The sequence below is a fragment of the Caulobacter zeae genome, from assembly GCF_002858925.1.
GTDB lineage: Bacteria > Pseudomonadota > Alphaproteobacteria > Caulobacterales > Caulobacteraceae > Caulobacter > Caulobacter zeae.
The window spans coordinates 51,809-72,177 of record NZ_PJRS01000015.1 but is presented as its reverse complement, the minus strand read 5'-3'; the positions used below and the strand labels follow the sequence as shown (position 1 = coordinate 72,177).

At 68.8% G+C, this 20,369-nt stretch carries 17 protein-coding genes; 6 read left to right on the top strand and 11 right to left on the bottom strand.

Annotated features, from left to right (window positions below; all coding sequences use genetic code 11):
- Positions 1 to 148: 148 nt before the first annotated feature.
- Positions 149 to 964, bottom strand: coding sequence for a thiazole synthase (locus SGCZBJ_RS07695; protein WP_101717438.1), 816 nt, complete (start codon positions 962 to 964; stop codon positions 149 to 151).
- 764 nt (positions 965 to 1,728) lie between these two features.
- A complete protein-coding gene (gene thiS, locus SGCZBJ_RS07690) occupies positions 1,729 to 1,929 on the bottom strand; it encodes a sulfur carrier protein ThiS (protein ID WP_058346516.1) in 201 nt (66 codons plus the stop codon).
- 78 nt (positions 1,930 to 2,007) lie between these two features.
- Here thiS and SGCZBJ_RS07685 point away from each other — a divergent pair, with 78 nt between their 5' ends.
- From SGCZBJ_RS07685 to aat, 4 genes are all read left to right on the top strand, one after another.
- On the top strand, positions 2,008 to 2,451 hold the full coding sequence (locus SGCZBJ_RS07685; RefSeq protein ID WP_058346515.1) for a type II 3-dehydroquinate dehydratase: 444 nt from the start codon (positions 2,008 to 2,010) through the stop codon (positions 2,449 to 2,451).
- A gap of 38 nt (positions 2,452 to 2,489) precedes the next feature.
- On the top strand, positions 2,490 to 2,996 hold the full coding sequence (accB, locus tag SGCZBJ_RS07680) for an acetyl-CoA carboxylase biotin carboxyl carrier protein (RefSeq protein ID WP_101717437.1): 507 nt from the start codon (positions 2,490 to 2,492) through the stop codon (positions 2,994 to 2,996).
- 5 nt (positions 2,997 to 3,001) lie between these two features.
- Positions 3,002 to 4,345, top strand: a complete 1,344-nt coding sequence (gene accC, locus SGCZBJ_RS07675; protein ID WP_101717436.1) for an acetyl-CoA carboxylase biotin carboxylase subunit — start codon at positions 3,002 to 3,004, stop codon at positions 4,343 to 4,345.
- A gap of 68 nt (positions 4,346 to 4,413) precedes the next feature.
- Positions 4,414 to 5,067, top strand: coding sequence for a leucyl/phenylalanyl-tRNA--protein transferase (aat, locus tag SGCZBJ_RS07670; protein ID WP_101717435.1), 654 nt, complete (start codon positions 4,414 to 4,416; stop codon positions 5,065 to 5,067).
- Here aat and SGCZBJ_RS07665 read toward each other — a convergent pair.
- Together SGCZBJ_RS07665 and SGCZBJ_RS07660 are read right to left on the bottom strand one after the other, a co-directional pair.
- A complete protein-coding gene (locus SGCZBJ_RS07665; RefSeq protein ID WP_101717434.1) occupies positions 5,004 to 5,663 on the bottom strand; it encodes a DUF2155 domain-containing protein in 660 nt (219 codons plus the stop codon). The genes aat and SGCZBJ_RS07665 overlap by 64 nt on opposite strands.
- A 1-nt stretch (position 5,664) precedes the next feature.
- Entirely contained in the window at positions 5,665 to 6,060 is a 396-nt protein-coding gene (locus SGCZBJ_RS07660) for an NADH:ubiquinone oxidoreductase subunit NDUFA12 (protein WP_101717433.1), read from the bottom strand.
- Positions 6,061 to 6,283: 223 nt separating this feature from the next.
- On the opposite strand from SGCZBJ_RS07660, the gene SGCZBJ_RS07655 reads away from it, so the two are divergent.
- Entirely contained in the window at positions 6,284 to 9,007 is a 2,724-nt protein-coding gene (locus SGCZBJ_RS07655; protein WP_101717432.1) for a TSCPD domain-containing protein, read from the top strand.
- 77 nt (positions 9,008 to 9,084) lie between these two features.
- Complete coding sequence (locus SGCZBJ_RS07650; protein ID WP_101717431.1) at positions 9,085 to 9,582, top strand: pentapeptide repeat-containing protein; 498 nt, start codon at positions 9,085 to 9,087, stop codon at positions 9,580 to 9,582.
- Positions 9,583 to 9,592: 10 nt separating this feature from the next.
- Here the strand turns inward: SGCZBJ_RS07650 and SGCZBJ_RS07645 are convergent, their stop codons facing one another.
- The 7 genes from SGCZBJ_RS07645 to SGCZBJ_RS07615 form a co-directional block, all read right to left on the bottom strand.
- Positions 9,593 to 10,141 (bottom strand): hypothetical protein, encoded by a 549-nt coding sequence (locus SGCZBJ_RS07645; protein WP_101717430.1) that lies wholly within the window; start codon positions 10,139 to 10,141, stop codon positions 9,593 to 9,595.
- A gap of 108 nt (positions 10,142 to 10,249) precedes the next feature.
- Positions 10,250 to 12,088, bottom strand: coding sequence for an aspartate--tRNA ligase (aspS, locus tag SGCZBJ_RS07640; RefSeq protein WP_101717429.1), 1,839 nt, complete (start codon positions 12,086 to 12,088; stop codon positions 10,250 to 10,252).
- 276 nt (positions 12,089 to 12,364) lie between these two features.
- Positions 12,365 to 14,122, bottom strand: coding sequence for a class I adenylate-forming enzyme family protein (locus tag SGCZBJ_RS07635; RefSeq protein ID WP_101717428.1), 1,758 nt, complete (start codon positions 14,120 to 14,122; stop codon positions 12,365 to 12,367).
- A gap of 245 nt (positions 14,123 to 14,367) precedes the next feature.
- Entirely contained in the window at positions 14,368 to 17,184 is a 2,817-nt protein-coding gene (locus tag SGCZBJ_RS07630) for a valine--tRNA ligase (protein ID WP_101717427.1), read from the bottom strand.
- A gap of 149 nt (positions 17,185 to 17,333) precedes the next feature.
- Positions 17,334 to 17,882 (bottom strand): pole-organizing protein PopZ, encoded by a 549-nt coding sequence (gene popZ, locus SGCZBJ_RS07625; protein ID WP_101717426.1) that lies wholly within the window; start codon positions 17,880 to 17,882, stop codon positions 17,334 to 17,336.
- A gap of 136 nt (positions 17,883 to 18,018) precedes the next feature.
- Positions 18,019 to 19,485 (bottom strand): TolC family outer membrane protein, encoded by a 1,467-nt coding sequence (locus SGCZBJ_RS07620; protein WP_101717425.1) that lies wholly within the window; start codon positions 19,483 to 19,485, stop codon positions 18,019 to 18,021.
- A gap of 241 nt (positions 19,486 to 19,726) precedes the next feature.
- Positions 19,727 to 20,299: a protein-L-isoaspartate O-methyltransferase family protein gene (locus tag SGCZBJ_RS07615; protein ID WP_101717424.1), complete on the bottom strand. Its 573-nt coding sequence runs from the start codon at positions 20,297 to 20,299 to the stop codon at positions 19,727 to 19,729.
- Positions 20,300 to 20,369: the final 70 nt, after the last annotated feature.

Here is a 20,369-nt window from a genome sequence, read left to right as displayed (position 1 = left end):
AAGGTCGCCCTCGTCGCCATCGCCAGGAAGCTCGTCGTCGCCGCCAACAGCATGCTCAAGGCCGGCCAGCCCTGGCTCAAACAGCCTTGACCCAACACAGTCGCCGGATAACGGCTTCGCCGTTTCCGGGATGACGAGATTTGGAACGCTAGATCAGCCCCGCCAGCGGCGAGCTGGGATCCGCATACAGGCGCTTCTGCATCCGGCCGGCCAGATAAGCCTCGCGACCGGCGATCACCGCGTGCTTCATGGCCTTGGCCATGCGGATCGGGTCCTTGGCCTCGGCGATGGCGGTGTTCATCAGGATGGCGTCGCAGCCCAGCTCCATGCCGATCGCCGCGTCCGAGGCCGTGCCGACGCCGGCGTCGACCAGCACAGGCACGCCTGCGTTCTCGACGATGATCCGCAGGTTGACGCGGTTCTGGATGCCCAGGCCCGAGCCGATCGGCGCGCCCAGCGGCATGATCGCCACGGCGCCGGCCTCTTCCAGCTTCTTGGCGTAGACGGGGTCGTCAGAGCAGTAGACCATCACCTGGAAGCCGTCGGCGACCAGCAGCTTCAGCGAGCGCAGGGTCTCTTCCATGTCCGGGAACAGGGTCTTGGGATCCGACAGGACCTCCAGCTTGACCAGGTCCCAGCCGCCGGCCTCGCGGGCCAGGCGCAGGGTGCGCACGGCGTCCTCACCCGTAAAGCAACCCGCCGTGTTGGGGAGATAGGTGAACTCGGTCGGCTTGATGTAGTCGACCAGCAGCGGCTGGCTCGGATCGGTCAGGTTCACGCGGCGCACGGCCACGGTGACGATCTCGGCCCCGGCCGCGCGGGCGGCGGCGGCGTTGGTCGCATAGTCCTTGTACTTGCCCGTGCCCACGATCAGGCGCGAGCGGAAGGTGCGGCCAGCGACGGTCCAGGTTTCGTCGGCGGAGTCGGCCGGCGCGGCGGATTCGGGGGAGACGTGCGCGTTCATGCGGCCGGTTTACGCCTGGGCAGCCTGGGTTTCAAATCCGTAGAGGCGCTTGTGCGATCGGAGAGCCAACTCCTCCCCCGAGAAACGGGGGAGGAGTTGGAAGGGCTTACGGGGATAGAGCAGCGTCGATCCCCGGCATTCGCCAAAAACTCCTGAACCAATACAAACGCTTGTAACTTTCTCAAGCCCGCCGATCAGACGCGCTCAGACCCACTGTACACTCTACCCATCTCGCCGCACCGAAGGGGCGCACGGCCAGCGACCATGCGGCGGCGGGATGCAGTCGAGCGGGAAAGAGTCCGGTCGGGAAAACCGGACGCTCGGGGACCTGGCGCTGGCCAGGCCCGCCCGCCGTCGGCTTCGTCGGGGACAAACGGGCGAGACGCTCCTACCCAGGACATCCCCGCCCCGCGGCGCGCCTTCCGGGAAACCGGCGGGCGCGCTCCGGCAAGGCGTCAACAGCGCCGCCGGCCGGAGGCTGATGGAAAACGGCGGCGCGGAGCGCTCGGCTTCGTCGAAACGGTAACTTGCTGAAAACAGCTTCCGGGCGTCGCCCGGGCGCCCCGCACCCCTTCGATCAACTCGCAGCCAAGGCGCGAGATCGCAAAGCCACGCCCAAAGATCCTCCCCCTCTGGGGGAGGTGTCCGCGAAGCGGACGGAGGGGGGCGGTTTCAGCTCTCAAGGCGTCGGAAACTCATCACCAGCTCCCCCCACCGATCGCTGACGCGATCGCCTCCCCCACAGGGGGAGGTCCCCAGTGGGCTCACCCGCCGCCGATAAACGTCACGATCTCGATGCGATCCCCATCCGCCAGCGCGGTGTCGGCGTACAGAGAGCGCGGCGCGATCTCGAGGTTGCGTTCGACCGCCACCTTGCGCGCGTCCAGGCCCAGGGCGGCCACCAGGTCCGCGATGCTGGCGACGCCGTCGAATTGGCGGTCTTCGCCGTTCAGTAGAAGTCTCATCTCACCTCCGAAGCGAGCCCTGCTTGTGACGCGGCGGAACCGGCTATACAAGACCTCCGGAATCGACGGCGGAGCCGAATGGTCAAACCGATCCATGTGCTGAGCGGGCCCAATCTCAACCTGTTGGGAACGCGGGAGCCCGAGATCTACGGCAAGGACACCCTGGATGACGTGCGCGTGCGCTGCGAGGCGCGGGCCGCGGCCAGGGGGCTTTCCGTCGTGTTCCGGCAGAGCAATCACGAAGGCGTGCTGATCGACTGGGTGCAGGAAGCCCGCACCGAGGCCAGCGCGCTCGTGATCAATCCGGCGGGTTATGGACATACCTCCATCGCCCTCCTCGACGCCTTGAAGACCTTGAATATCCCGGTCATCGAGTGTCACCTGTCGAACCCTGCGGCGCGGGAGGAGTTCCGCCGCCACACCTTCGTTTCGCTCGCGGCGACCGGCCTGGTCTCCGGCTTCGGCGCCGCAAGCTATGAACTGGCCATCGAGGCCGCCGCCGGACTGATCAGCGTCGACTGACGTCCGCGCCCCGGCCCCAACTGATAAGGTAAGCTTCAATGTCTAATCCGAAGGCCCCCGCCGAGACGGCCGAAACCCCGTCGATCGACGCCCGCCTGGTCCGCAAGCTGGCCGATATCCTCAAGGACACCGGCCTGACCGAGATCGAGGTCGAGCACGGCGGCCTGAAGATCCGCGTCGCCCGTGAACTGACCGTCGCCCCGACCACCTACGTCGCCGCTCCGGCCGCCGTGGCCGCGCCGGTCGCCGCCCCGGCTCCGGCCGCTGCGCCCGCCGTCGAGGCTCCCGCCGCCGCCCCGGCCGCCGTTCGCGGTGACGCCGTGAAGTCGCCGATGGTCGGCACCGCCTACCTCTCGCCGCAGCCCGGCGCCGACGCCTTCATCAAGGTCGGCGACACCGTCAACGCCGGCCAGACCCTGCTGATCGTCGAAGCCATGAAGACCATGAACCCGATCGCCGCGCCCAAGGGCGGCAAGGTCGTCGAGATCCTGATCAGCGACGCCCAGCCGGTCGAGTTCGGCGAGCCGCTGGTCATCATCGAGTAAGCGCGATGTTCGACAAGATCCTCATCGCGAACCGGGGCGAGATCGCGCTCCGCGTTCACCGCGCCTGCAAGGAAATGGGCATCGCCACCGTGGCGGTCCATTCCGAGGCCGACCGCAACTCGATGTGGGTGCGCCTGGCCGACGAAAGCGTCTGCATCGGCCCCGCCCCGGCCGCCAAGAGCTACCTCAACATCCCGTCGATCATCGCCGCGGCCGAGATCACGGGCGCGCAAGGCATACACCCGGGCTACGGCTTCCTGTCGGAGAACGCGCGCTTCGCCGAGATCGTCGGCGCGCACGGCTTCACCTTCATCGGCCCGAAGCCCGAGCACATCCGGATGATGGGCGACAAGATCACCGCCAAGCAGGCCGTGAAGGACGCCGGCATCCCGGTCGTTCCCGGCTCGGACGGCGGCGTGTCGACCGAGGAAGAGGCCTTCGCGGCCGCCGACAAGATCGGCTTCCCGGTGCTGATCAAGGCCGCCGCCGGCGGCGGCGGTCGCGGCATGAAGGTCGCCCAGACCCGTGAGGACCTCGCCGAAGCGGTCTCCACCGCCCGCGCTGAAGCCCGCGCCGCCTTCGGCGACGACACGGTCTACATGGAGCGCTACCTCCAGAAGCCGCGCCACATCGAGCTTCAGGTCATCGCCGACAGCCACGGCAACGTGGTGCACCTGGGCGAACGCGACTGCTCGCTGCAACGCCGCCACCAGAAGGTGCTGGAAGAAGCCCCCTCGCCCGCCCTGTCGGCCGAGGGTCGCGCCAAGATCGGCAAGATCGTCGTCGATGCGGTCAAGGCCATCGGCTACCTCGGCGTCGGCACCATCGAGTTCCTGTGGGAGAACGACGAGTTCTTCTTCATCGAGATGAACACCCGCCTGCAGGTGGAGCATCCGGTCACCGAAGCCATCACCGGCATCGATCTGGTGCGCGAGCAGATCCGCATCGCCGCGGGCCTGCCGCTGTCGTTCACCCAGGAAGACGTCGTGTTCGAGGGCCATGCCATCGAATGCCGCATCAACGCCGAGAACGCCCGCACCTTCACGCCCTCGCCGGGCACGGTGACGGACTTCCACGCGCCGGGCGGCCTGGGCGTGCGCCTGGATTCGGCGATCTACACCGGCTACGCGATCCCGCCGTACTACGACAGCCTGATCGGCAAGCTGATCGTCCACGGCCGCGACCGCGCCGAGTGCATCGCGCGCCTCAAGCGCTGCCTGGGCGAAATGGTCGTCGGCGGCGTCGAGACCACGATCCCGCTGTTCCAGGACCTCCTGGTTCAGCCCGACATCCTGGCCGGCGACTACGACATCCACTGGCTGGAACGCTGGATCAAGTCGCAGGGCTAAGGCCTTATCTTGGTCGGCCCCGGAACCCTTCCGGGGCCGACTGAGACGATCGGAACCCACTGACGCGCATGGACGACGCCTTCGGCCTCGACGATCTCGTCGCCTGCTACGAACGCGGCGTCTTCCCTATGGCCGACGCGCGCCATGACGAACGCCTCTTCCTCATCGATCCGCAGTGGCGCGGCGTCCTGCCGCTCGACGCCATGCACATCCCAAGGCGCCTGGCCCGCACCGTGCGGTCCGAGCCCTTCGAGGTGCGCGTAGACACCGCCTTCGACGCCGTGGTCGAGGCCTGCGCTTCCTCGCGTCCTGGTCGCCTGGAGACCTGGATCAACGCTCCGATCCAGAAGATGTACGGCATGCTCTACGCCGCCGGCCGCGCCCACAGCGTCGAGTGCTGGAAGGACGGCGAGCTGGTCGGCGGGCTCTACGGCGTCTCGCTGGGCAGCGCCTTCTTCGGCGAAAGCATGTTCTCGACCGCCCGCGACGCCAGCAAGGTGGCGCTGGTGCACCTGGTCGGCCGCCTGAATGTCGGCGGCTACAAGCTGCTCGACACCCAGTTCATCACCGACCACCTGGCGCAGTTCGGCACGGTCGAGATCTCGCGCGCCGACTACAAGCGCCGGCTCGCCAAGGCCCTGACGGCCGAGTCGGATTTCTACTTGCTGGGGCCGGCGGCGACCGGAGCCGACGTCTTGCAGGCGATCAGCCAGGCGTCATAGACCGGATGCTCGAGCGGGTTCAGGCCCGGCGAGCTGGCGTACATCCAGCCCTTGAACACCTGCCGTCCGGCCGGCGCGGCGCGCCCAGGCAGGGCTTTCGGCTGGGTGTCGATGGTCAGGTAGGCGATCTGGTCGGGCGCCAGCTCGTCGGCGGCGGTGACCTCGCAGGCCCGCGCCGTGAAGACCAGCGTCTTGTAGCGGATCGGCTGGCCCACCGGGACCTCGAACCGCATGGTCTCGGTCGTGACCTTGTCCAGCGCCTGGATGATGGCCACGCCATAGCGGTCGCGCTTGGCGGGTTCGGCGGGCTTGGCCGGCGCGGTGGCGACCGGCTTGGCGGGAACGGGGTCGGCCGCGGGCGGCGGGGCCGGTTCCGGCGGCGGCGCGGCGTTGGACGGCGCCGGCTGCTGAACGGGCTTGGGCGCCGGGGCGACCGGCGCGGGCTGGGCCGAGGGCGGCGTCGCGGCGGCCGGAGCCTGCTGCGCGGGCCGCGCCTGTTGCGGAGCGGCCTGCAGCGCCCAGGCGGCGCCGACGGCGAACGGAACCGCGGCGACCAGGATCGCCGCGCCCTGCAGGCTGCGCCGCTTGAGGCTCATCTTATTCCGGCGACCAGGACTGGTAGTCGCTGGTGGCGACGGCGCGCTCGCCGCCGCGGCCGATGGCGCCCTTCGGACGCCAGGCGTGGACGGTGCCGGTCAGGTTCGGCAGGTGATCCTTCTCCCACGCACGACGCGGCAGCGGCGCCTGGGTCGGCGGCTCGTCGAAGGTGTAGTGCAGCCAGCCGCTCCAATCGGGCGGAACCTTCGAGGCTTCGGCGTAGCCGTCATAGATCACCCAGCGACGCTTGCGGTCGTCGTAGCTGTCCTTGTTGTCGCGCGCTTCGAAGTAGCGGTTGCCGAACTCGTCTTGACCAACGAACACGCCCCGGCGGGAAATGTGGAAACGCTGACCGATGGTCACCCCGTTCCACCACGTGAAGATCGCTTTCAGCACTGCGCGGCACCCAATCTAGCAAAGGCCTTCGCGACCGAAAAAGCGCGGCGCGAAGCGGGCGGACTATAGGTCGCCGCGCCCTCAGCGTCCAGCAAAGCCGTCACCGAACCGTGCTTCAAGATGTTGTGGACAGCATACCCCACAGACCCAACATCTATTGATGGTTACCGACCTCCGGTTTAGGGTTGACACTATGACGAAGCACCCGCCGCGGAATCGGCCCATGCGCTTTGAACGACTCTTCGCCGGACACGCGCCGGAATCCGACCTGCGCGAGATCGAGCGGCCCAACCGCTTCGTCGAAACCCTGGCGCCGCTCGGCTGGCCCGACGCCCGCGTCGAGGCCTGGCTGGACTGGGCCACCCCGGGGCAGCCCGATCCTGAAAGCCCCCTCGACGGCGCGCTGGAGCGCCACGCCGCCCGGCTGACCAAGGCCGGCCGCGAGGCCGGGCTCTTCGCCTCTGAGGCCGACGCCCGCGCCTTCGCCGCCGATCTGGTCGACAGCATGCTGGCCGGCTATGCCGCGCCCGCCGGCCCGGCGCCCGCCCTGCCCGCGCCGCTGCATGTCTCGGCCATCGAATTCCGCGCCGCCGCCGCCGAGCACGTAGGCCGCGCCCGCGCCGATCGCCTGGCCCGCGAGGCCGCCGCCAAGCTGGAAGCCGCCCTGACGGCGGTTTCCGACGCGGTCCTGCGCTGCGAAGGCGACGCCCGCGCCTGCTCGGACCCTGCCCGTAACGTCGCCCTGGCCCGCGCCGCCCAGAAAGCCCGCGCCGCCGGCGCCAGCGACGCCAGCATCGCCGACGCCGTGGCTTCGGCGGGCGCTCCGGGCTTCTCCTCCGCCGCCGCCGTTGCGCCGGCGCCGATCGCGCCGCTGCTGGCGCTGGCGGAACCGGCCGACGTGGCGGCCGGCGACGAGTTCGCCGCCCTCGCCGCCCGCGCCAGCTGGGAGACCGGGGGCGTCGTGCTGGCCCTGTCGCCCGCCGACGCCGAAGCCCTGGCCGTCGGCGCGAGCGCCCGGGCGGCCGTCAACGCCGCCGCCTTCCTCGGCGCGGATGGCTTCGACGTAGCCTCGTTCCGCCATGCCGTACGCCTCTGGACCGTCGCCCTCGAGCTCGAACGCCCTGCGGACCGCGGCGTCACGCTCGGCCTGGCCGGCGTCGGCGACTGGCTGCTGGCCCAGGGCCTGTCGCCCGCCGACGACGCGGGACGCGACGCCGCCGCCGCGCTCTGGGCGATGACCGCCGGCGAGGCGCTGGCCGCCTCCGCCTCGGTCGCGCAAGCACTGGGAGCCGCCGAGAGCTACAAGGCCGAGGCCGACCGGATCATCGTCGATCTCGCCAAGCGCGCAGCGACCGCCGCGACGCTGAGCGGCGCTCTGGCGGCGGAAGCCGCCGCGGCCCTGCAGGCCGCCCTCGCCGCCGTCCAGGCCTATGGCCTGCGCGGAACGGGCGTCGTGGCCGCCTTCGAGGACGCCGAGACCGCCCTTCGCCTGGGCGCCCGTCCCGGCCTCGACGCCAATTGGAGCCTGGTCCAGGCCTCGGAAACCAGCGACGGCGTCGCCGTGCCGCAGCTTTCCGGCGCCGGCCAGGCCGCCCTGCAGTCGATCGATGTCGACCTGGACGCGGTGCGGGTGCACGCGCTGGGGACCGGTTCGCTGGAAGAGGCGCCAGGCATCGATCACCGCGCCCTGACAGCCGTCGGCTTCACCGACCACGAGATCGCCCTCGCCGAGGCCGCCCTACGGGCCAGCGGCGACCTGCGCGCCGCTTTCGCCCCGGCCGTTGTCGGCGCCGACTTCATCGGCGACGTCCTGGGCGCTTCCCGCGAGAGCCTGGCCGATCCGGCTTTCGACACCCTGGCCTTGGCCGGCTTCACCCCTGACGCCATCGCCGAGGCCCAGGCCCATGCGGTCGGGTCCGGCCGACTGTCCGATTCTCCGGCCTTGCCTGCCGAAACCAGAGACCTGCTTCGCGCCTTCGAAGCGCCGGTCCTGGCCGATCGCATCGCCTTCACCGCCGCCGTCGAGGCCTTTGCCTGCGCGCCGCAGCCGCTGGCCCTGGTCGCGGCGTTCGACGCCCGTCCGGCCGACCTGCTGCGCCTGCAGGCCTCGGCCGCCCGCGCCGGCGTCCGCGCCCTGAAGCTGTCGCGCGCTCCGGCGCCGGCCGACTTTGCCCTCGACCTGCCCGAGGCTCCGACCGAAGCGCCGCGCGCCAGGCCTCCCGAGGCGATCGTCACCGAGCGCGTGGTCGAGAAGGTCGTCGAGCGTCAGCGCGAACGCCGCAAGCTGCCAGACCGCCGCAAGGGTTACATCCAGAAGGCGGCCGTCGGCGGCCACAAGGTCTATCTGCACACCGGCGAGTACGAGGACGGCGAGGTCGGCGAGATCTTCATCGACATGCACAAGGAAGGCGCCGCCTTCCGGTCGTTGATGAACAACTTCGCCATCGCAATCTCGATCGGCCTGCAATACGGCGTGCCGCTGGACGAGTTCGTCGACGCCTACGTCTTCACCAAGTTCGAGCCGGCCGGTCCGGTGACGGGCAACGACTCGATCAAGTCGGCGACCTCGATCCTCGACTACATCTTCCGCGAACTGGGGGTTTCGTACCTGGGTCGCGACGACCTGGCCAACGGCGACCCGCAGGAGTTCAACGCCGACGGCCTGGGACGCGGCAAGGCCGACGACGTCGAGGACGAGGCCGAGGAGCCAGCGCCGCTGCCGGCTTCAAAGTTCATCTCCAAGGGCTTCTCGCGCGGCGCCACGCCCGACAACCTGGTCTTCGCCGCCTTTGGTCGCCGCAAGGACGACGCCGCCAAGACCGGCGCGCCCGCCGACCAGGCCGACATCTGCCCGGCCTGCGGCGACGTGGCCCTGAGCCGCAAGGGCGGCCTGGTGGTCTGCGAAAGCTGCAACGGCCAGGCCGAGCGGCCCTCGCCGCGCGGCTGAGTTTCCGGCGCGGGACTTGCTGTGATCGCGGCGAGTCCCGTATCCCGCCCTTTCCATCGCCAAGGACGCGTGCCGAAATGAAACCGCTGGCCCTTCTCGCCGCCGCAGTGCTGTCGACCCTGGCCTTGGCCGGTCCCGCCTTGGCGCAGAACGCCGGCCAGATCGCCAGCGTGCGTCGCGGCGCCGACTGCCCGCGCTGCAACCTGTTCCAGGCCGACCTGTCGGGCCTGACCCTGCGGGCCAAGAACCTATCCGGCGCCCGCCTGCGCCAGGCCGACCTGTCGTTGGCGGTGATGGGCCGCACGCGCTTCGCCGGCGGCGACCTGCGCGACGTCAACGCCTATGGCGGCGTGTTCGGCGGCGCCAATTTCGCCAAGGCAGACCTGACCAACGCCACCTTCGTCGGCGCCTATCTGGAAGGCGCGAGCTTCGCGCAGGCCAACCTGTCGGGCGTCAACTTCTCGGGGGCCGAGATGGACCGCGCGAGCGGCCTCACCCAAGCCCAGCTGAACCGGGCCTGTGGCGATCCCTCGACGACCCTGCCGCGCGGCCTGTCGATCCCCCGCTGCCGCTGAGCTGGCGAGCTCAGCGCACCGGCAGCATCAGGTGCGCATAGGGCGTGTCGGGGAACATGACATAGGGCTTCGAGGTGTCCGGCCGCGCGCCGCCCGGATAGCCGGCCAGCATGCCCGGCGCGCCGACGACCATCACGTGCGGACCGGTCTTGACCCAGTCGTGACCGTCCATCGGCTTGGTGGCGTAGGGGTCGAGGTTGCTGGGATCCGAGCCGCCCATCAGCATGTAGATGAAGCCCGGCTTGCCTTCCGGCGGCGGCTTGCGGCCGAACATGGCCATGGCCCATTCCATGGCGTTGGCGTCGGCGCACATCGGGTCGACGCCGGGCGTCGTCGGGATGTCGGGCATGCAAGTGTAGCCGTTGGTCCCGTCGCGCAGGTGGCGCATCGAGCCGTCGGCGGCGAAGGTCATGATCGCCGCGTCCTTGGCCAACGCCGGCGGCGCGGCCGACATGGCGCTATCGATGGCTTTCTGGTCCGCCATGGTCGGCGGGGAAGCGGCGTAGGCGCCCGTCGCGACCGACAGGCAGAGGCACATTGCGAACGCGGTCCTGAACATCGGGAACCCTCCCAGGGCGCACCCCCGACAGCGGCACCATAACACGAAAAAGCCCTCCGAGCCGAGCGGCCGGAGGGCTTTGTCTTTCAGGCGCTTGCCGCCAGGTCCTTAGACCTTGATCGGGGGAGCCGTGCGGATGTGCAGCTCCTTGAGCTGCTTGTCGAGCACGTTCGCCGGCGCGTTCATCAGCAGGTCCTGGCCCTGCTGGTTCAGCGGGAAGGCGATGACCTCGCGGATGGCGACCTGCTCGGCCAGCAGCATGACGATGCGGTCGATGCCGGGGGCCAGGCCGCCGTGCGGCGGGGCGCCGAAGCGGAAGGCGTTCAGCATGCCGCCGAACTGCTCCTCGACCACTTCGGGGCCGTAGCCGGCGAGCTCGAAAGCCTTGAGCATGATCTCGGGCTTGTGGTTCCGGATCGCGCCCGAGCACAGCTCGTAGCCGTTGCAGACGATGTCGTACTGGTAGGCGCGGATGGTCAGGGGGTCCTGGCCTTCCAGGGCCTCCAGACCGCCCTGCGGCATCGAGAACGGGTTGTGCGAGAAGTCGACGCGCTTCTCGTCCTCGTTCCATTCGAACATCGGGAAGTCGACGATCCAGCAGAACTTGAACTGCTCTTCGGCGACCAGCTTCAGCTCCGTGCCGACGCGGGTGCGGGCCAGGCCCGCGAACTTGGCGAACACGGCCGGATCGCCGGCCACGAAGAAGGCGGCGTCGCCGGCGCCCAGGCCCAGGCTTTCCATCAGGGCCTGGGTCGGTTCACCCAGGTTCTTGGCGATCGGGCCGCCCCAGCCGCCCTGGTCTTCCGACCAGAACACGTAGCCGAGGCCCGGCTGGCCTTCGCCCTGGGCCCAGCTGTTCATGCGGTCGCAGAAGGCGCGCGAACCGCCGGTCGGGGCCGGGATGGCCCAGATGGCGTTCTTGGCGTCGGCGACGAGGATCTTGGCGAACAGGCCAAAGCCGCCGTCACGGAAGTGCTCGGAGACGTCGGCCATCTTGATCGGGTTGCGCAGGTCGGGCTTGTCGCTGCCGTACCAGGCCATCGACTGGGCGTAGGTCAGGCGCTCGAAGCCCTTGTGCTCGAAGGCCTGGCCAAAGTCGTTGGTGAAGGTGTGGGTCTCGCTGATCGGCGAGACCGGCTTGCCGTTCGAGAACTCCTCGAAGACGCCGTGCATCACCGGCTCGATGGCCGCGAACACGTCTTCCTGCGTCACGAAGCTCATCTCGACATCGAGTTGGTAGAACTCGAGCGAGCGGTCGGCGCGCAGATCTTCGTCGCGGAAGCACGGGGCGATCTGGAAGTAGCGGTCGAAGCCCGAGACCATCAGCAGCTGCTTGAACTGCTGGGGCGCTTGGGGAAGCGCATAGAACTTCTCGGGGTGCAGGCGCGAGGGCACCAGGAAGTCGCGCGCGCCTTCCGGCGACGACGCCGTCAGGATCGGCGTCTGGAACTCGTTGAAGCCCTGGGCGAACATGCGGTTGCGGATCGACTGGATCACGCGCGAGCGCAGCACGATGTTCTTGTGCAGGGTCTCACGGCGCAGGTCGAGATAGCGGTGCTTGAGGCGGATCTCTTCGGGATAGTCCGGCTCGCCAAAGACCGGCAGCGGCAGCTCGTCGGCGGTCGAGAGCACTTCGACGTCGGTGACGCGGATCTCGATCTCGCCGGTCGGCAGGTTGGGGTTCACCACGGCGGCGTCACGGGCGATCACGACGCCGTCGACGCGGATGACGCTCTCGGCGCGCAGGCGCTCGACGATGGCGAAGCCGGGGGTTTCGGGGTGCAGGACCAGCTGGGTCAGGCCGTAGTGGTCGCGCAGGTCGATGAAGACCAGGCCGCCGTGGTCGCGCTTGCGGTGGATCCAGCCCGACAGACGCACATTGGCGTTGGTGTCGCTGGCCCGAAGAGCGCCGCAGTTATGGGTGCGATAGGCGTGCATCGTGGTCATGAAAGGCTTCGAAACGCGTTGATTTGCAAGGCGCGGAAAGGCGCATGCGGGGGCGTTTATGTCAAGGATTCTGAGGGCGTTGGTGGATCTGGACCGTCTGGCGGCGCCCACCCCTGCGGCCCGTCCTTCAAGACGCTCCCCCTGAAGGGGGAGCTGTCGCGGAGCGACTTAGGGGGAAGGGACTGCTGGCTTTGGAGCTGTCGCAGGCCTTGCGGGAACTTCCCCCTCCGGCCCTTCGGGCCACCTCCCCCTTCAGGGGGAGGACCAAGAACGCCCTCACCCCGTCACGAAGACCTTCTTCAGTTCGGTCTTCAGGATCTTCCCGTTGGCGTTGCGAGGCAGGGTCTCGGGCCAGAAGATCACCTTCACGGGCACCTTGAAGGCGGCCAGGCGGTCGGCGACAAAGGCGCGCAGTTCGTCTTCGGTGGCGGTCGCGCCGGGCTTGAGGGTGACGACGGCGGCCGGCTCCTCGCCCAGGGTCTTGTGCTCGACGCCGACCAGGGCGGCGTCCATCACCGCCGGGTGGTCGTAGAGGACGTTCTCGACCTCGATGCAGTAGATGTTCTCGCCGCCACGGATCAGCATGTCCTTGGCCCGGTCGATGATGTAGCAGAAGCCCTCTTCGTCCAGACGGGCGAGATCGCCGGTGCGCACCCAGCCGTCGATGAAGGTCTGGGCCGTGGCCTCGGGCTTGTTCCAGTAGCCCTTCACCACCTGCGGACCCTTGCACCACAGCTCGCCGACCGAGCCGATCGGCAGCTCCTCGTAGGGGGCTTCCAGGGTCATGATCTTCAGGTCGGTGACCGGCACGGCCGGACCGCAGCTTTCGGGGCGGTTCTCGTAGTCCTCGGCCGAGTTGGACGTGGCCGTGGCCGAGGTCTCGGTCATGCCCCAGCCGTTGCCGGGCGAGGATTTTGGCCAGATCTCCTTGATCTTGCGCACCAGTTCCGGCGCCGAGGGCGCGCCGCCATAGGCCACGGCCTCCAGCGAGGACAGGTCGTACCTGTCGCGGCTGGGATGCTCGATGATCTGCCAGGCGATGGTCGGCACGCCGCCCATCTGGGTCAGCTTCTCGTCCTGGATCAGCTGCATGGCCTTTTCGGGATCCCACTTGCGGATCATGGCCATCTTGGCCCCGCCGAACAGCGAGGGGTTCATCACCGCGAAACAGCCGGTGGCGTGGAAGAACGGCACCGAGATCAGGGCGCCCTTCTGCGGCAGGCTGGGATCGGGCTGGGGCGGCGCTTCGCCCCGGCGCAGGAAACTGCGGGCGGAAGCGGCGGCGGCGGCGAAGATGTTGCTGTTGACCGCCCGATGGGTGGCTAGCGCCCCCTTGGGCTTTCCGGTGGTGCCGGAGGTGTAGAAGATCGTCGCGTCGTCTTCCGGGCCCAGCTCGACGGTCGAGAGCGGGCGCTCCTCCAGCTTGATCCAGTCGTTGGGGCAGCCGATCACGCTTTCGAGGCGCGTGACATAGGGATGGGCGATGTCTTCCTTGCTGCGCGAGACATAGACGCGCTTGAGCTCGGGGCAGTTGTCGAAGTGCTCGGCCAGGCGCTCGAAGCGCTCGACGTCCATCACCGCCACCGAGGCGCCGGAGTCGGTGAGGCCGTATTCCAGCTCGGGCCCGGTCCACCAGGCGTTCAGCGGGGTGAGGATCGCGCCGATCGACAGGCCCGCATAGAAGGCCACAGGCCATTCGGGCAGGTTGCGCATAATCAGGGCCACCCGGTCGCCCTTCTTGACCCCCTTGGCCTCCAGCTCGGCGGCGAAGGCCGTCACGGCGCGATAGAAGGCCTCGAAGCTGACCCGCTCGTCCTCGTGGACGAGATAGATCTTGTCGCCGTGGGTGCGGCCGACCTGCAAGGTGTGGCGCAGTGTGGGCGGGAGGTTCTTCCAGGTGCGGGTCGGCACGCCGCGGATCTCGACCTCCTCCATCTCGCCGACCGATCCTGGCGCGGTGATCAGGGCGTAGGCCTGCTTCACCGACATGGCCGGCCATGGGACGGGGTTGGGCGCGTGAGCGGCCTGGGTCATTCGTTACTCTCCCGGTGTCGATCGCGCTCGTTCAAGCGGCGCGTTTCCGTCGAGTAAGCACGCCCGCACGGCCGATGTAAACGGTCGTTTGGACGATAGGGGAACAATGTTTAGTTGGGAGAGACCCTCCCCCTGAAGGGGGAGGCAGCGCCGTCAGGCGACGGAGGGGGAAGGCCCTGCCGCCGCTGACACTTCCCCCTCCGACCGCTTCGCGGCCACCTCCCCCATCAGGGGGAGGGTTTTTGTCACCCCATCGCCGCGAGACGACCGAGCGCGGCTTCCAGCTTGGCTTTCGCTGCTTCTGCCTCGGCGAGGCGTTCGCGGTTTTCCTCGACGACCTCGGGCTTGGCGCGGGCCAGGAAGTCGGGGTTGCCGAGCTTCTTGCCGGTCTTTTCGATCTCCGACACGTGGCCGGCGATCTCCTTGGTCAGGCGGGCCTTTTCGGCGGCGACGTCGATGAACTCGGCGACGCCCAGGGCGCCCGTGGCTTCGCCCATCACCACCGGCGCCGTGCCGGCGGGCGCGGCGTCGGCGATGGCGACCTCGCCCAGACGGGCCAGACTGACCAAGAGGTCGCGCTGGCGCTCCAGGCGGCCCAGCGTGCCCTCGCCCGCCCCGACCACGGCCAGGGCCGGCTTGGCCGACGGCGGCACGTTCATCTCGGCGCGCAGCGAGCGGATCTCGCCGACGGTGTCGACCAGCCAGCCGATCTCGGCGGCGGCCTCGGCGTCGATCCAGCTTTCCGGCATTTCCGGCCAGCGGGTGGAGATCAGCATGGCGTCGCGAGCCGGACCGCCCTCCTCGGCCGTCTTGTCCCACAGCTCCTCGGTGATGAACGGCATCACCGGGTGCAGCAGGATCAGGATCTGGTCGAGCACCCAGGCGGTCATGGCGCGGGTCTCGGCCTTGGCAGCCTCGTCCTCGCCATTGAGCACCGGCTTGGCCAGTTCCAGGTACCAGTCGCAGAACACGTTCCAGATGAAGCGGTAGAGCGCGCTGGCGCCTTCGTCGAAGGCCGGGGCCTCGAAGGCCTTGGTGACTTCGCCGAGCGTCTTGACGACCTCGCCGCGGATCCACTTGTTGAGCGGCTGGGTCACCGACGCCGGGTCGAAGCCCTCGACGCGGACGCAGCCGTTCATCTGGGCGAAGCGCGTGGCGTTCCACAGCTTGGTGCCGAAGTTGCGATAGCCTTCAATGCGTTGCTTCGACAGCTTGATGTCGCGCGCCTGGCCCGACATGGCCGTCAGGGTGAAGCGCACGGCGTCGCAGCCCAGCTCGTCGATCAGGGCCAGCGGGTCGATGACGTTGCCCTTGGACTTGCTCATCTTGGCGCCCTTCTCGTCACGGACGAGGGCGTTGATGAACACCTGCTTGAACGGGGCTTCACCCATGAAGTGGATGCCCATCATCATCATCCGGGCGACCCAGAAGAAGATGATGTCAAAGCCCGTGACCAGGGTGCTGGTCGGATAGAAGCGAGCGACGTCCGGGGTCTTTTCCGGCCAGCCCAGGGTCGAGAACGGCCACAGGGCCGAGCTGAACCAAGTGTCGAGGACGTCTTCGTCGCGATACAGATGGATCGTGCCCGGCTCAGTCTCGTAGGCAGCCGTGAGGTCGGCAACCGACACGATCTTGATCGGCCTGTCGCCATAGAAGGCCTTCGCTTCGGCGATGATCTCTTCTTCCGTTTCGGCGACGAACGGCCGCTCAGCCGAGACAACAGGGTTGCCGAGCTCATCAATCTCCGGGCCGAACCAGGCCGGGATGCGGTGGCCCCACCAGAGCTGGCGCGAGACGCACCAGGGCTCGATGTTGCGCAGCCACTCGAAGTAGGTCTTCTCCCAGTGCTTCGGCTCGAAGACGGTGTCGCCGTTCTCGACGGCCTTCAGGGCCGGCTGGGCCAGGGTGTAGGCGTCGACGTACCACTGGTCGGTCAGGTAGGGCTCGATGACCACGCCCGAACGGTCGCCGTGCGGGACCATGTGCCTGGTCTTCTCGATCTCCTTCAGCCAGCCCTCTTCCTCGGCGCGGGCGACGATGGCCTTGCGCGCGGCGAAGCGGTCCATGCCCTGGTACTCGGCCGGGACGGCGTCGTTGAGCTTGGCTTCCGGGGTCAGGATGTTGATCGACGGCAGGCCGGCGCGCTTGCCGACCTGGAAGTCGTTGAAGTCGTGGGCCGGGGTGATCTTCACCGCGCCCGAGCCCTTGGTCGGGTCGGCGTAGTCGTCGGCGACGATCGGGATGCGGCGGCCGACGATCGGCAGGACGACGTCCTTGCCGACCAGGTCCTTGTAGCGCTCGTCCGACGGATGGACGGCCACGCCCGTGTCGCCCAGCATCGTTTCGGGACGGGTGGTAGCCACGACGATGTAGTCGCGTGTCTCATATTGGGTCGGCTTGCCCTCGTCGTCGAACTCGACGGGGTGCTGGTAGGTCACGCCGTCGGCCAGAGGATAGGCGAAGTGCCAGTAGGCGCCGTCGACCTCCTTCTGCTCGACCTCGAGGTCGGAGATGGCGGTCTGGAACTGCGGATCCCAGTTCACGAGCCGCTTGTCGCGATACAGCAGGCCCTGCTTGTGCAGCTGGACGAAGACCTTGCGGACGGCGGCCGACAGGCCGTCGTCCAGGGTGAAGCGCTCGCGCGACCAGTCGCAGCTGGCGCCCAGGCGGCGCAGCTGGTTGGTGATCGCCCCGCCGCTTTCGGCCTTCCACTCCCACACCTTCTCGACGAAGGCCTCCCGGCCCATGTCGCGGCGGCCGATGTTGCCGGCGGCGGCCAGCTGGCGCTCGACGACCATCTGGGTGGCGATGCCGGCGTGGTCGGTGCCCGGCAGCCACAGGGCGGCCTTGCCGCGCATCCGGTGAAAGCGGGTCAGCACGTCCTGCAGCGTGTTGTTCAGGGCGTGACCGATGTGAAGGCTGCCCGTGACGTTCGGCGGCGGGATCACGATGACGAACGGCTCGGCGTTCGGATCCTCGGACGGCTTGAAGGCCCCGGAGGCCTCCCAGGCTTCGTACAGGCGCGGTTCGACGGCTTTGGGATCGAAGGTCTTTTCAAGCATGGCGGAGGGGATATGCCATCTGCGGCCGCCGGGCGAAACCGGGCGACGGGATTATCGGGGATTTTGAACGGGAAAAGGCGGCCGCGAGCGCGACCGCCTTTTCAAAGTCCGGGCGTCGAAGGCCGCTTAAGGGCGACCCGACGCCGATGTCATACGCCGCGGCCGCGCGAGATCCGGTGGACCTCTTCCTCGACCTTGTTCTCGACGATACGCGGCAGGTTCTGGTCCAGCCACTCTTTCAGCAGCGGGCGCAGCAGCTCGCGCACGACGTCTTCCAGCGTACGGCCGTTGGCCGGCATCAGCAGGGCCGAGCTCAGGCTGCCGAAGGCGCTGGCGGCCAGGCCCGCGGCGTGGTCGCCGACCAGAGTCTCGGCCACTTCGTCGCGGTTGAACACCGGCGGGGGGCTGTAGGCGGGTTCCGGCGGCGGCGGGGGCGGCTCATAGGCCGGCTCCGGTTCGGGCTCGGGGGTGTAGAGGTCGAGGTCGCCGAGCGTCTCGACCGGGGCCGGCGGCTCGATCGGGTCGGTCAGCTCGAGGACGTCGTCCTCGATCAGCGGCTCGGGCTCGGGAACCGGCTCGGGCGCAGGCGCAGGCGGCGGCGCCGCTTCGGCGGCCGGAGCGTCGTCTTCGGAGATGATCCGCCTGATCGAGGCGAGGATCTCCTCCATCGTCGGTTCTTGGGAGCTCTGGTCGGACATGTGGGCTGGGCCGTCTTGAAAGGGCTACGAATCCTTGCGCCTCTCGCAAGACGCGTGCCGCCGATGGTGCAGACTTGCACGGCTTAAGCAAGCCAAGGATTCGCGCCGCGTTGATTCGTCCTGAAGTTGGACGAGATTACTTGCCGCCGGGCGAGGTCGCGATCGCCGGCGAGGCGACCTTGTCGATGGTCCGCACCAGCGGCTCCCACGGCACCCAGCCCGAATTGACCACGCGATCATACGAGGTCTTCGGATCGTAGCGCTCGACGCTGGGCGCCAGCTTGGCGACATCAAGCGCGCCCATGGCCTGCAGGACGCCGGCGCTGGCGACATATTCGTCGCGACGGGCGGTAACGAGCGCCAGCTCGGCGGCGCGCAGCTCCTGCTGGGCGTTCAGCACGTCCAGCGTGGTGCGCAGGCCGACCTGCTGCTCCTGGCGCACGCCCTCGAAGGCGATCTTGGTCGCCCTCACCTGCTCCTCGTTGGAGACGAGGTTGGCGCGGGCGGCCAGCAGAGTGCTCCAGGCGGCCGAGACCTGCTGGACCACGTTGCGCTTGGCGCCCTCGACGGCGATGCGGGCGGCGTTCTCGCGCTCCTTGGCGGTGCGGACGTTCGAGGCGTTGAGGCCGCCGGTGAACAGCGGCACGCGGGCGGTGACCGAGCCGCTGATGGCGCGATCGTACTCGCCGAACTGCTTGTACTCGCCGTTCACCTCGTTGGCCGAGTAGCCGAGGCTGGCCCCGGCCGAGACGGTGGGCAGGTAGGCCGACTTGGCCTGGGCGACACGCGCCGAAGCGGCCCGCTCGCTGTAGCGGGCGGCCTGGACCGTCGGGTTATTGGCCTCGGCGGCGTCGAAAGCCTGCTCGACAGAGGCCGGCAGCAACTCGGCCAGCGACGGCTCGGGCGCCAGATCGGTCGGGTTCTGGCCGACGACCTGGGCGTAGTTGGCGCGGGCGACGGCCAGATTGGCCTGAGACGACGACAGGCTGGCCTTGGCGGCGGCCAGACGGGCCTGGGACTGGGCGACGTCGGTGCGGGTGATCTCGCCGACCTCGAAGCGGGCGTTCGACTCGTCGAGCTGACGGGTCAGGACGCTGACGTTCTCCTGGGCGATGCGCAGGCTTTCCTGGCCGCGGCGGACATCGACATAGGCGGTGATGACATTGGCCAGCACGCCCTGCTCGACGCCGCGCAGGTCTTCGCGACCGGCCAGCACGTCGGCTTCGGCGGCCGACAGCCGGGCGCTGGCCTGGCCGCCCGTGTAGAGCGGCTGCGACAGCGAAAGCGTGGCGCCGCTGGAGGCGGACTTGGTGACGTCGCCGGTCACCACCTGGCCGCCGACCACGGACGTGCGGGGGTGGGCCAGATCGGTGCGCGATCCCGAGATAGAGCCGTCGAGGCCCACGGTCGGCCTGAATCCGGTCTTGGCCTGGACCACGCCCTCGTCGGCGGCGCGCTGCACGGCGCGCTGCTGCTGGATGGTGGGATTGGTCTGGTAGGCCAGGGCGACCGCGTCGGTCAGGGTCTCGGCGCTAGCCGCCGAGGCCAGAAAACCCATGCAGCAAGCAGCGGCCAGCAACCCGGCCCGACGGCTCTTCGACATCCCTCATTCCCCAACACACGCGAAGTCCGCGCTTTACACCCAAGCGCTGTAAGGCCCACCGTGGACCATCGCTAGTTAAGCTTTTTTCACGCGGAGTTTGCGCGCTTGTCACCGAAGACGCCAGACTAGGCCCGGCCAAGCTTGGATGGAATACCCAACCCTGGGCAGCAATCCCTGGCTTCAAGGACTTGAATGAAGCGTCCGGGCGGGTTCAGCACCCGAACGCCCATTTTTCAAAAGACTAGAACGCGAAACCGGCCTCGACCGGAAAGCCGGCCAGAAGCGACGGGGTCGAATCAAAGGCGGCGCGACGGGCCACGCCGTCCTCGGCGCGGGCATAGATGGCGGCGCGGCCGACCGGGCCTTCACGCTCGACGACGCCCAGGCGGCCGTTCAGGGCCAGGGCGCCCGTCCACGACGCCGGGGCCTTCGGCACGGCGCCCTCGCAGACGATGACGTCGTACTCGCCGCCCTGAACGGCCGTCAGGTCGTCGCCGTCGAGACGGGTGACCTGAAGGCCCATGGTCTCGAGAACCACGGCGGCGTAGGGCGCGGCGATGGCCAGAGCCTTCTCGCCGGCGCGCGGCTTGAGGTTCTGCAGCAGCTTGCCGATGTCGCGCGGGCGCATCAGGGTGCGGCCCGGAGCGTATTCGACCTCGGCGTCGGCATAGGCCAGGTAGGCCTTGCCTGCGGGCACGAGGTTCTCGCGCGGAACCACCCGCAGGGCGTCCTGCAACGGCAGGTCGGTCACGTCGGCGGTGCGGATCTGGCTTTCCACCATGTTCAGGCGGGCAGCCGCGAAATCGGAGCTCATGGACTTCCTCGGACAGCAGTTCGAGAGGCTTATAGGTCCGGGCCTCGCCGGAAGGCAATCAGGCCCGTGC